This window comes from Virgibacillus proomii (genome assembly GCF_900162615.1).
Lineage (GTDB): Bacteria > Bacillota > Bacilli > Bacillales > Amphibacillaceae > Virgibacillus > Virgibacillus proomii.
Window position 1 is genome coordinate 101345 of sequence record NZ_FUFN01000010.1, and the last position, 13069, is coordinate 114413.

The 13069-nt window shown below is 36.6% G+C and carries 10 protein-coding genes; all 10 read left to right on the forward strand.

The features are described 5' to 3' along the window. Positions 1-129 precede the first annotated feature (129 nt). The 10 genes from BN1066_RS08530 to BN1066_RS08570 all read left to right on the forward strand — a co-directional run bounded on the left by BN1066_RS08530 (position 130) and on the right by BN1066_RS08570 (position 12730). Entirely contained in the window at positions 130-1458 is a 1329-nt protein-coding gene (locus BN1066_RS08530; RefSeq protein ID WP_077319054.1) for a Na+/H+ antiporter NhaC family protein, read from the forward strand. Between the two features lie 395 nt (positions 1459-1853). Continuing rightward, positions 1854-3056, forward strand: a complete 1203-nt coding sequence (gene mtnK / locus BN1066_RS08535; protein WP_077319055.1) for an S-methyl-5-thioribose kinase — start codon at positions 1854-1856, stop codon at positions 3054-3056. A gap of 23 nt (positions 3057-3079) precedes the next feature. Further along, positions 3080-4132 carry a s-methyl-5-thioribose-1-phosphate isomerase gene (locus BN1066_RS08540; RefSeq protein ID WP_077319056.1) on the forward strand — a complete coding sequence of 351 codons (1053 nt, stop codon included), beginning with the start codon at positions 3080-3082 and terminating at the stop codon, positions 4130-4132. A 104-nt stretch (positions 4133-4236) separates the two neighbouring features. Then, on the forward strand, positions 4237-4896 hold the full coding sequence (locus tag BN1066_RS08545; protein WP_077319057.1) for an L-fuculose-phosphate aldolase: 660 nt from the start codon (positions 4237-4239) through the stop codon (positions 4894-4896). Between the two features lie 788 nt (positions 4897-5684). Then, positions 5685-6707, forward strand: coding sequence for an NADP-dependent oxidoreductase (locus BN1066_RS08550; protein WP_077319058.1), 1023 nt, complete (start codon positions 5685-5687; stop codon positions 6705-6707). Positions 6708-6740: 33 nt separating this feature from the next. Next, positions 6741-6962, forward strand: a complete 222-nt coding sequence (locus BN1066_RS19790) for a hypothetical protein (RefSeq protein WP_143695767.1) — start codon at positions 6741-6743, stop codon at positions 6960-6962. 167 nt (positions 6963-7129) lie between these two features. Next, a complete protein-coding gene (locus tag BN1066_RS08555; protein ID WP_077319059.1) occupies positions 7130-8002 on the forward strand; it encodes an ATP-binding protein in 873 nt (290 codons plus the stop codon). Between the two features lie 15 nt (positions 8003-8017). Further along, positions 8018-9928, forward strand: coding sequence for a vWA domain-containing protein (locus BN1066_RS08560; RefSeq protein WP_077319060.1), 1911 nt, complete (start codon positions 8018-8020; stop codon positions 9926-9928). Between the two features lie 757 nt (positions 9929-10685). Beyond that, positions 10686-11360 carry a hypothetical protein gene (locus BN1066_RS08565; protein ID WP_077319061.1) on the forward strand — a complete coding sequence of 225 codons (675 nt, stop codon included), beginning with the start codon at positions 10686-10688 and terminating at the stop codon, positions 11358-11360. Further along, positions 11360-12730 (forward strand): efflux RND transporter periplasmic adaptor subunit, encoded by a 1371-nt coding sequence (locus BN1066_RS08570; RefSeq protein ID WP_077319062.1) that lies wholly within the window; start codon positions 11360-11362, stop codon positions 12728-12730. Before BN1066_RS08565 ends, BN1066_RS08570 begins: the two co-directional genes overlap by 1 nt. Positions 12731-13069: the final 339 nt, after the last annotated feature.

Here is a 13069-nt window from a genome sequence, read left to right on the forward strand (position 1 = left end):
TATGATTAAATCGTTGGGAACGTATACATGAAGTTTCATAAAACAAATTTATATAGAGAGGAGTATATTTTTGTTAACTTTGGGGATGGACATGTTTTACGAATTATCTAATAAAAAGGAGAACTGTAAATGCAGAAAAACAAAGAAAAAACAAAAACTCCGAATAAAGGTCAGTTTATGGGGCTTGTCCCACTTTTAATCTTTTTAGTTTTGTATATGCTGACAGGGTTAATTTCAGGTAATTTTGAAAATATGCCATTAATGATTGGAATTCTGATTGCCTCAGGAATTGCTTTAATGATGAAAAATAAAGATAATCCACTCAAGTTTGAAGAGCGGATTACGATGTTTTGTAAAGGTGGCGGTGATCACACCTTAATTCTAATGGTTATTATTTTTATTCTAGCTGGAGCATTTCATGGGGTTGCCAGCGGAATGAATGCAGTTGATTCAGTGACAAACCTAGGTTTGAGTGTTTTACCATCGAATTTAATTTTGCCAGGACTGTTTATTATTGGGTGTATATTAAGCTTTGCTATGGGAACATCAATGGGGACTGTAGCAGCATTGGCGCCATTAGCAATAGATATAGCTGACAAAACTGGAGCAAATATAGCGCTAGTATGTGGAATTGTTGTTGGAGCAGCGATGTTTGGTGATAACTTATCTTTTATTTCAGATACAACTATTGCAGCTACCCGTACGCAAGAAATTTCAATGAAGGATAAATTTAAAGCTAATATTTTAATGGTTCTACCAGCAGTTGTGATTAATCTGGTCTTGTTAATACTCGTACCAATTGATACAGTGGCGATTTCCGGTTCTTATGATTATAGTTTAATAAATATCATCCCATACGTATTGGTTATTGTTCTATCATTAATTGGTATTGAAGTAATTACGGTAATGGTCATGGGGATTTTTTCGGGTATGATTATTGGTTTAGTCCACGGAGATTTTACCATTATTGAATTTATGAAGATCGCTCATGAGGGAATGAAAGGTATGGAAGACATGGCCATAATTGCGATTCTAGTAGGTGGTCTTGTTGCGCTAATGAAGTATTTAGGCGGTATAGATTGGCTTTTACACGCACTTACCAAGAAAACAAAAACTGCTCGTGGTGGAGAGCTATCCATTGCGGCCCTTGTTAGTTTAATGGATATTTCGACTACGAATAACACAATTTCAATTATTGCAGCAGGCCCATTAGCAAAAGATATTTCAGACGAGTTTGGTATTTCACGTTCTCGTACAGCAAGTTTATTAGATGTATTCTCCTCTGCATTCAATGGTTTATTACCATATGCAGGCCAATTGCTGGTAATTGGAGGGATGGCAGGGGTCTCACCTGTAAGTATTATGCCGTATAACTGGTATTCTATTTTAATGATTGTTGTCGGTTTAATTTCTATCGCCATCGGTTTTCCAAAAGGTAAGGATACAAAAGTAAGCTAAGGAAGGGAGATTACTCACCATTAGGCCTAAGATTTTAAATGGGAGTTTCTCATATCTATGACGAAAACAATCCTTCGTCTTTATAAGTGTTACTTCGGGAGTTTCTGCTCGGATGCCCGAAGTCTAATATTCTTTCGTACCTTGAATATTTTACGCATGGAAGGTTAACATGTTGTTTTCTCCATGCAACCTTATATATTCAGTTGTTAAAGAGCAACTTATATAAGTAACAGTAACATATGATCGTTCAAATTACACGTCTAAGGAATGTATGTTGACTAAAAACAAAGTTTATCCCCCTCTTTATCGTTGAGTTAAAGTCCTCACATGATGAAAAAGGGAGACTTCTTATCTGTAATCATGAAATCAGGGAATGTATAATAGGAGGAAATACAATGTCTAAATTTACAAACCATTTTTTGATGTCTCCTGAAGATATAAAAGAATACGTAATCGATGAGCTTGGCTTATTTACCAATAACGCAGATCTGACTGTGAGTGAAATTGGAGATGGCAATATCAATTATGTTTTTAAAGTAGTAGATATGAAATCCGGGAAAAGTGTAGTAGTAAAACAAGCAGATGTTTTGCTTCGATCTTCCGGACGCCCACTCGATATTTCACGAAATAAAATTGAAGCAGATATATTGAAAATTCAGTATGATTTAATGCCGGAATTTATTCCTCAAGTCTATGATTATAATGAAACAATGTGTGCATTAACAATGGAAGATATTTCAGCTTATAAGAACTTACGCTTTGAGTTGATGAATGAACATATCTTTCCGAATTTTGCAGAGGATATTAGTACTTTTTTAGCTAACACGCTATTGCCAACAACAGACTTATGTTGGGAACGTCATGAGAAGAAAAAGTTAGTTAAAAATTTCACCAATGTGGATATGTGTGATATTAGTGAGGATCTTGTCTTCACTGAACCATATTATAATTATAAGGATCAAAATGTTATTTTGGATGAAAACAAACCATTTGTTGAAGAACATATTTACCGAAACGATGAATTGATTTATCATGTTGCAAACTTGCGTAACAATTTTATGAATAACGCACAAGCATTGATTCATGGTGATCTACACTCTGGATCCATCTTTATTAACCAAAGCGGAACAAAAGTTATTGATCCTGAGTTTGCTTTCTACGGACCAATGGGATACGACATTGGAAATGTCATCGGTAATTTATTTTTCCCATTAGCACGTGCTCATTATTACAATGGAAAAGCAAATTTTCGTGAATGGTTACAACATACGATTCGTGATATTTATGATGGGGTGAGTCGCAAATTAGCTGATACTTACGATGAGCGAGTAACATTGCCATTGTATACGAACCATCAATTTAAAAAGGCTTATCTTGATCATGTGATGTCCGATTCATTGGGTTATGCTGGAACAGAAATGATTCGACGTGTAATTGGTGATTCAAAAGTGAAAGAAGTATCAGAAGCACCTCTAGGAAAAGAACGAATTGAAATGGAACGAGCTTTGCTTAAAATGGGTATAGAATTAATCATTCAGCGTGCCGAGATAACAACAGGAACGGAATTAGTTCGTCGTTTCAACATGATAATTAGTTAAAAGTAGTTTAGGAGGAAGAATAGATGCAACGAGCAGACTATGATTTACCTTTTTTATTAACTTATGAAAATGTAGCTTGGTATGATAATGGCAAAGTAAGAATATTAGATCGACGGATATATCCGACTGAGGTTTGTTTTGTCGAATGTACAACCTATCAAGAAGTCGCGCAAGCAATAACCGACATGGTAACGCAAAGCGCAGGCCCGTATACAGCAGCTGGTATGGGAATGGCTTTAGCGGCTTATCAAACTCGAGGGAAAAAAGAGGCAGAACAAATAGCTTTTCTAGAAAAAGCGGCTCACGCCATTGCTTATGCTCGACCAACGACTGCAAACCGAATGGGAAAAATTACGCAAAGTTGTCTAGAAGTCGGAAGATCGGCACTTGCAAAAGGAGCTAACCCTGTTGAGGCAATCTTCTTATCCACGGTTGAATCTTTAAACCGACGCTACACAATTATGGATAAAGTGGGAAAAAATTTGATTAAATTAATGCCCAATCATGGTCGCATTTTAACACAATGTTTTGGAGAAACCATTATTGGTACTTTTTTACGAGCTGCGAAAGCTGAAAACAAGAATTTGGATATATATTGCGCAGAAACCCGGCCATATCTTCAAGGTGCAAGATTAACTTCTAGCTGTGCAATTGACCTGGGTTTTCCAACCACTGTTATTACCGACAATATGGTAGCTTATGCGATGGAATACAAAAAAATTGATGTGTTTACTTCAGCAGCTGATTCCATTGCAAGAGACGGTCACATTGCCAACAAAATTGGAACGAACCAAATTGCGATAGTAGGCCAGCATTATGAAGTCCCTTATTATGTGACTGGTATTCCTGATGCTGATAAATATTCAAAAGAAGATATTATAATTGAAGAACGTGACCCTAAACAGGTTTTAGAATATCGAGGAATTCCTAATACTTTAGCAGGTGTGCAAGCTATTTATCCATCTTTTGACATCACGGGACCATCTCGAATTAGCGGAATTGTGACAGATCGAGGCGTGTACTCCCCTTATGATTTAGATGCTTATTTTTCAGAGGAACAGGCGCGTTTTTATTAAGCCTTTTCCTATATTAATCATATGGAAAGGATGGTTGACACAGGTTGCACTAAATTACAAAGTGTGATCAAGTGTAAAAAAATATATAGAATGAGTGATAATGAATGAAATATGTAGAAGAGCGAAAGCAGATTGTAGAATACGGAAAAAAACTATTAGAAGAAAAACTAACGACAGGAACCGGTGGTAATATCAGTATCTTTATTAGAGAAGATCAAGTGATGTTGATTACACCAAGTGGTATTGCTTACCCAGAAATAACAGAAAAAGATATTGTTCTATTAAATTTAGATGGAGAAATATTGGAGGGTAATCGTAAGCCTTCAAGTGAGTATGACATGCATCGGATTTTTTATCAAAATACGGATCATATTAACTCTGTGGTGCATACTCATTCTGAATATGCTACAGTATTTGCTTGTTTGCATGAAGAAATCTTGCCTCTTCACTATATTATAGGGTCAGTCGGTAACAAAATTCGCTGTTGTGAATATAAAACGTTTGGTACTTATGAGTTAGCTGAAGAAGTATTTAATTGTATTGGAAATGATAAAGGATTACTTTTAGGGAATCATGGAGTTATTGCAGTTGGGGAAGACTTACCCTCTTCCTTTTCAGTGGCAAAAGATATTGAATTTATTGCAAAACTGTACTATCGAGCACGAAATATAGGAAACCCAGTATTATTGTCAGAAGATGACCTTGACAAAGTGATTGATAAATTCGATACGTATGGTCAATTAAGAACATATGGGCAAAAATAGCGTATGCTGTATAAAATGCTATCTCAGCATGCTTAGTAGATTTTAAAGAACTTCAATGGTGAAATCAAGTCTGTTTTTTATTAAATGGCCTCGATGGCCTCGTATACAAAGTAGGTTACAGCTAGACATTTAGATGGAAAGAGAAGACTCCTTGTTGAAAAGTTTCAGCAAGGAGTCTTATTTATGCATTAGAAAAGTATACTATTTTAGGGATGTTATGAAGACACAGTGAAATTTTTAATGTATAGAGTATAAGTCAACTAGAGATAGCCACCAAAGTCTTGTTCCAGATAAATTTTCTATAGGAAATCATTGAATGAATTGCTATCACCTTTGTACTAGTCTGGAGAAAGTATAAAATTCGGCATTTGTGAGAAATGAAAGTTATACTTCATAACAATATTAGTGAAAGTGTGGTTTAAAAAGACCTAGCGCGACAGAAAGGTTCGTGTTTTATACCTGTATATGTAAAAAGCGTAGATGTAGTTCAAAGAGGGTTAAATACTTGGCATAGGATAGGGGCTGGTGTACTAAAAAATCCCTGGTACGTGAAGTTTTAAGGAAATATAGCATAGTTTGATGGATAATTTTAAGATACGTGATTAGCAGAGAACAAACTATGAGGAAATTCTCTGTGTTATTTTTATTTGGCTTTTTGAATGTCCTGTACAAGTATTGTACAATACTTGTAATTGAAAGAATGATACTTTTTAGTGTTGGTCTAGCTAAAAAGGGGTAAACAGATAAAAAGTATGATTGAAATTTGGAGGATTTGGAGGAGGTTAATGATGAAGCAACAGCAACTTATTTTACATGAGCGACCAAATGGGTTACCAAATGCAGATACGTTTGCGTTTAAAGAAGTAGAGGTTGGAAGTCCCGGGACAAATCAATTGTTATTAAAAACACTATACGTTTCCGTGGACCCTTATATGCGGGGAAGAATGGCAGATGGACCTTCGTATATTGAACCGTTTCAAGTCGGTAAGCCATTAAACGGTGGTATTGTCTCTCAGGTGGTGGAATCGAATAACGAAAATTTTTCCGTTGGTGATATTGTTACGGGTATGCTGGACTTTCAAGAATATCATGTTGTTGAGGAAAATCAGGTACGGAAAGTAAATACATTTGGCTTACGTCCTAGCGTCGCACTTGGTCCCTTAGGAATGCCAGGATTAACTGCTTATTTTGGCATGACGTATATTGGAAAGCCAAAGCAAGGTGAAACGGTAGTCGTTTCAGGAGCTGCTGGTGCAGTTGGTCAAGTGGCGGGGCAGCTTGCTAAGAAAGCTGGCGCTCGTGTTGTTGGGATTGTTGGTTCAAAGGAAAAAGCGCATTATATTACAAATACATTAGGTTTTGACCATGCCATTGAATATAAATTAGGTAACGTGCACCAACAATTAAAGGAAGCATGTCCAAACGGAATTGATGTTTATTATGAAAATGTGGGCGGAGAAATTTCAGATGCCGTATGGTCATTATTGAACACATTCGCGCGTGTGCCTGTATGTGGAGCTATTTCTTCCTATAATTTAGAAGAGGGAGAATATGATGTTGGCTTACGAGTTCAACAATACTTGATTAAATCAAGAGCAAAGATGCAAGGTTTTATAGTGAGTGACTACGCGGACAACTTTAAAGAAGCGTATAAAGAATTAGGGAAAGCAATTGCCAGCGGTGATTTGAAGTTTGAAGAGACGATTCGGGAAGGATTTAGCTCGATTCCAGATGCATTTATTGGTCTGTTTACAGGTGAGAACATTGGAAAACAGCTTGTTAAAGTAGCGGAACAGGAGGAAACTGTGTAGAGGCAGAGAGGCTAATGAATCAAGTGATTTTTTGTGATTGGTACGCTTTTCCTGTTTGTCCTAGCTATCGTCATTATGGTTAGCTATAATAGTGTTGAGGTTAATGAGACAATTAACAAATTAGGAACCATTGTCATTTCATATCCTGTATTATTTATTTTCTTTTTGATGGTGGATGCGTTTTATAGCCTGTTATTTGATGTGCACCGTGAAAAACGATATTTATTAGATCTATATCGATTCTGTTTATTTTAATAGCGATTATTTTGTTTATTTAAGGTAATGTTTTGGAGAGCGTAATCAATTTTATTGGTTTGCGCTCTCTTTATTTTTACAAAAATCCCGGGTTCGTAGATCAAACAGCAGACTTTTGTAAATCGTCTAAACAGGGTACAATAACCTCTGAAAGGAGTATTATACGTATGCAAATGAATTATGATTTACCAGAGAACATGAAAGAACAATTGCAGCATTATAAGCGAAATGTTGATACTTATCCCGAGTTAATCCGCCCGGGCGGCTATTTACCGCCAAATCAGGAGGTTTTAATAGATGCGATTACAGCCCTTAGTATGGGGAAAAATATACTGTTAAAGGGTCCTACTGGAGCTGGAAAAACAAAGTTTGCTGAAACCCTTTCTGCCCTGTTCCAACAGCCAATGTTTAGTGTCAACTCGTCTGTTGATATAGATGCAGAAAGTTTACTCGGTTTTAAAACACTTAGCTATGAAGATGGAAAGCAAGTGATTGAATTCATTCCTGGCCCCGTTATTAATGCAATGCAGCATGGAACTTTTTTATATATTGATGAAATTAATATGGCAAAACCGGAAACATTGCCAATCATAAATGGAGTGCTTGATTATAGGCGCTCGATTACAAATCCCTTTACGAATGAGATTGTTACGGCAAATCAAGGGTTTAATGTGATTGCTGCGATTAATGAGGGTTATGTAGGAACAGTCCCTTTGAATGAAGCATTAAAAAACCGTTTTATCGTCATTGAAATTCCTTATATCCAAGGTGAACAACTAAAGCAGCTGATCAAGAGTAATACAAAGTTAACGGATAAGACGATAATTGATCTATTTGTAAAATTATCTAATGATTTAATTCAGGCGGTGGCCCAAGGAAAGCTTGCAGAGGATGCGGCGTCGATTCGTGCTTTGTTGGATGCTTGCGATTTAAGTGCAGCCATCCCTGCAAGGCGTGCCATTCAACGAGCGATTGCAGATAAACTGGATGAAGATCGTGAGCGAGCGTTCATTATGAACTTGGCAGAAACACTATTTTAGTTAGGAGTATAGCGAATGTACCGATTCCACCATTCCACTGTTGATACGAATGTATTCCGTCAATTACAGGACTTAGCTACGGTGTTATCCGGGATTCCCGAGCTTACTCTTGCGTATAGTTTTGGTTCGTCTATAGATTTAGTAGAAAGACAAGTGACAGCAAGCAAAGCATGGGATACGGTAAAGCCGGAATACCAAGAGGCCGGCTTAAAGACAGACGTTTATTTGCGAACAATTGGTTCCCTTTATTATACAGATGTAAAAGCAATGCAGGACTTTGTAGAAGGGTTACAGGAGTCTTCTCTAATCAAATTTGCCGGACAGTTATTCACCTTATTTGAAGACATACGGCTGGAGGAGATCATTAAACAGGAACGTCCCGGAACGAAAGAAGTATTTGCTAAAAGAAAAAGTTATTATCAGCATAAGTTTTCCAACGAGCGAATGGCTCATGTGACACGAGGTCTTCCGTTAGATGAGTTATTTTGTCTTATTTATTTAAATTTACAATCTGACCGCCCAGAGCCGGACTTTCCAAGAGCTGTTTCCACACAGCTTGAACAATTAAAACAAATCCGACCGTTCATTTATGAAGTATTTGAAGCAAAAAGCACGGACGATATTACCAGAATTTCATTGGCTATTGTTCATCAATTAGCAACTAATTATACCGACATGATTCATGATTATTTTGTAATACCAATTCAACATGTCGAGATGTTTACGAGAAATACATTATTTGATGAACTGACTCGAACGGATGAATTAGCAAATGATGACAAAGAACGATTAGATGAAGATAAAAATGAATATATTGATGAAACGTTTTCGACATGGCATCGGGAAAATGAAAATAGTGATCGTAAGCAAACCTTTTTGCAGTTTGAATTAGAGGTTGGAACAAAAACAAATATGAAAGGAAAAGGAGCCAGGGAAACCGAAGATGGTGATCAAGCAATGGGAACCATTCAAGGCGCATCAGGACAAACAAAAAACAAAGATTATTCGGATTTGGAAGCATTGGATAAACAGGAAAATAAAAAAGGACAGCGGAGAGAGAATGTGTATGGAGAAGAAAACAGAGATGCGGTTAAATTAATAAAGCCGTCTGTACCCCCAACAGAAAAAGATATAGCTTTGTATGATGAGTATAAGAAAGAAATTGAGCCATATAAGCGAAAGCTGGAAGCCATATTGAAAAAGACGATTGAGCATAAGCAAAATGCACCAAGAAAAGATGTCATGGCAGGCCGTTTATCCAGAAAGCTTTTGCCGGTTATCTTAGATGAAAAACCGCGGATTTTTTATAAAAAAAACCAAACGTCTAAAGAATTGGATGCAGTCTTTACCCTGCTTGTTGACTGTTCTGCATCCATGCAGGGGAAAATGAAGGAAACAAAACGCGGGATCGTACTATTTCATGAAGTGTTAAAAGCTTTTCATATTCCTCACGCTATTGTTGGCTTTTGGGAAGACGCGATGGAAGTAAAAGAGTATTACCAACCAAACTATTTTCATGTGATTCATTCCTTTTCGGATTCATTCTATGAGCAACATGGACCGAAAATTATGCAACTTGAACCCCAAGAGGATAATCGGGATGGCTTTAGTATTCGTGTAGCCACGGACGAGCTTGCTATAAGACGAGAAAAGCATAAATTTTTACTTGTATTTTCCGATGGAGAGCCGGCTGCTGCTAATTATAATCAAAATGGAATTATTGATACAAATTTAGCCGTAATCGAAGCGCGTAAACAAGGCATCGAGGTGATCGGAATATTCCTTACAAATGGAGAGGTAGACGAGACAGAGGAGCAATTTATGAGAAATATCTATGGCAGGGAACGGGCACTTGTACCGAATATTGCAGAATTACCAGAGCATTTTTCGCCACTCATGAAGAAGTTATTACTAAAAGTACTTTAACGATGTAGGAAAATAAAGCGTACGGATAGCTATAAATGTTTTCATAAAAAATGAGCGTCAAGCAATTAAAAGACTCCTTTTGTGTAAAGGGAGACTTTCTCTCTTTGCCTCTTCTGTCATTCTTTTTTAAGAGATGTTCATAAATCCTAGGAAAATGGACGTAGCGAATTTTGTCGTACGTGAAGATCATATACAATTTTTTATGAAAGCTAATTTGATGTAGTAGAAATTTTTAATTAGCGTCTTCATTTCTAGTGCTTACCTTTCTCATTTATCTACATGTAATTGGCAGTAAGACCTTCCTTCCGTGCTACAAGGTGAATAGTGGAGGATCCAACTGCTAGTCAAATGCTTCATTCTGTTCATTTTAATAATCAGTGGGGGATAAAAGAAAACCCCACTTAGTAAAGATTCACTTTATCAGCATATTATCAGAACAAACAAATGGAAATAATAGTATGTTTTTTTGCACTATAGAAAAGTATAAAACTTTAAGCTTTATAGTATAAGAAAAACGATAGCTTTTGCCAGAAAACTTGGCTTGTCGCCAAGTTTTTCTAAAAAATAATTCGCTAAAAGGTAACTAATCAAATTCCAGAGCATCTATTTCATGGAGGATGCTTATTGTCGATATACTTACTATATGAAAAGGTTAGCAGAAATTGACAAAAATAATAGCTTTTTATCTTTTTCTGCGATAAAATTGAAGAAATATTGCAAATTATAATCGCTGATATATAGAAAAGGGCTGTGACCAATGATTTATCATAACAACTTATTTAAGTTTCTTCTTTCCATGGACGATCATTTATTTCGCATTAAGCAGGCAGAGAAAATCCGCCATATATGGAAGGTAAATGGTATTCTATTGGTATGTGCCATTCTAATATATGGCTGGATGGCTTATCTAGGTATGGGGACGGCTATTCTATCACCTCATATCGCAAATCTAAGTCCACTAGAATACGAGCAACAGAAGTTTTGGTTTATGATTGGTAGAATGGTATACGCCACTTTGTTTGTAGGATTTGTCTTGTTTGTCCCATCACTTTTTTATTACGCACTTTTAGGTATCTCCTTGCAAAAATTAATCGTGATGCAACAAGTAGTTTTACTTGTAATGTTAGCAGAACGCCTGATCTGGATTCCATTAGCTGTTTTTAATGGGTTAGATTGGTATGTGTCCCCGTTTTCATTTGGAATTATTGCTTCCTATCTGACGGAGCATGTTTATTTTATTTACTTTTTTGGAATGATCTCGCTTTTTCAAATTTGGATTATATATTTTCAAGTTAAGTACTTGCGTTTTCTATCGGATATAAGGCACCAATGGTTATCGTTCATCGTCATTGGCTGGCATTTGTTTTTTTGGGCGATTGCGGCTGTATTCGTATTTGCTGATCAATACTTACTAAGTAGGTGGTTTGGTTAATGCAAAAATATAAAAAACGATTACTTCAACTAGGTGTGATCTTATTTATTTGTATGAATTTTATATTAGTTTATGTCGATGATGAAGGAAGGGTAGATCGTCTAGCTTCTATATCTGACTGGACTCAAACTTTTGAAGCAAATTTAGAAGAGAAGCTATATACAAAAGGTGTGCTGGCAGCCAAGGAGGAGCACAATATCTACTTTGATAAAAATGTTGGAAGCTTTAAATCATTTATGGTAGAGGAAGGCAGTCGTGTAAATCGCGGCGATCCGCTATTTTCCTATCAGGTAGTTCAGTATCATCAAACAGAGGCAGAATTATTAGAGAGAACGAATCAATTAGAGGCGGAAGTTGCTGCAATCGAGCAAGCGATTAGGAAAATGACAGCCTTTCAAATACCAAAGACGAATACAAACAGAGAGTCAAGTTTTGCAATTACCGAGGATGAGCTAAAGCTTGAGTTTCCTCAAGACTCCATTCAGGCAAATTTATTAAAAGAGCAATTTTTATTAGAGAAAGAGCAAGAATTAGCTGAAAAAAATGCAACTTTAGCTCATGTCAGACGCCAATTAAATGAACTTCAATCTAGTGAGGACACGATAACGGTTGAGAGTCCTTACGCAGGAGTAGTAACTCATGTATCAAAGCAATTAGAGGACCCAATTATAACGATTGCCAGTAATGATTTACACGTGAAGGGGGAACTTTCTGAAAAAGAGCGTCCGATTGTAAAAAGCGATCTTCCAGTGGAAGTACAGGTAGTAGAAACAAAAATGAACTTGAAAGGAATAGTTTCCAACGTCAGTGATATAACGAAAGAGACGGCTGCTGTCCAGAGAAAAAGTACATATCCGTTTATGGTTGATTTGCAGAAAGGAAACGAAGGTACTGATACGGAAGAATCGCCAATAGATCAAGCTCATTTAGTAAACGAAGCTCAAAAAAAGCAAACCGATAGCAATGAAGAAAACGAAACTAGCAAGCGACAAAAACCACAAGAACAGGCACAAGCTGTCGAGCAATTATTACCTGGTTATCATGTCAATCTAGCAATTACGACAAAGGCTTCACAACGAGCTACAACTTTACCTGATCAAGCTGTTCATCACCGCGTGGTGTGGAAAATGACAGATAAAGGCAGGCTCATAAAACAAAAAGTGAAAACGGGAATTGTCGAGGACGATAGGGTTGAGCTAACCTCTGGTATACTTACTGGAGAAATAGTCGCTACAGAACCAGAAAGTCAGTTGCGACATAATGCTATATTTATTACACCGTTGAGTTGGGAAAATGGCTTTAAGCATACAATTTCACCAAAAGGATTTAGTTGGTATGAATTTTTAATTACAGGTATCGTTGCTAGGTGAATAAGAAAAGTGTGAGGGTATCGGGGGATGTGCAAGGGCAAGGAAAGCTAATAAAACGGTTATTGCACGCAGAAAAAGTTTTTTTGAAAGCCGCTTAAGATTTTTTATTCTATGTTCTACTTCCATCGTAGGGGATGGAGCAAAAGCCCTATGAAATGAAGTTTCCTTTATATCGTTAGAATAAATGTCTCCAGTTTAGTACGTTATTAAATAAGTGTTTTTACAATGAAAAACCAAGTAAGGTAGTCGGCTGGACTGGGTTTAAAAAGAGGATACGTGATAAATGATCATCTAGCTTTTTTGTTTGGTTATTATGGTATCAAACATTAATAACTTCAC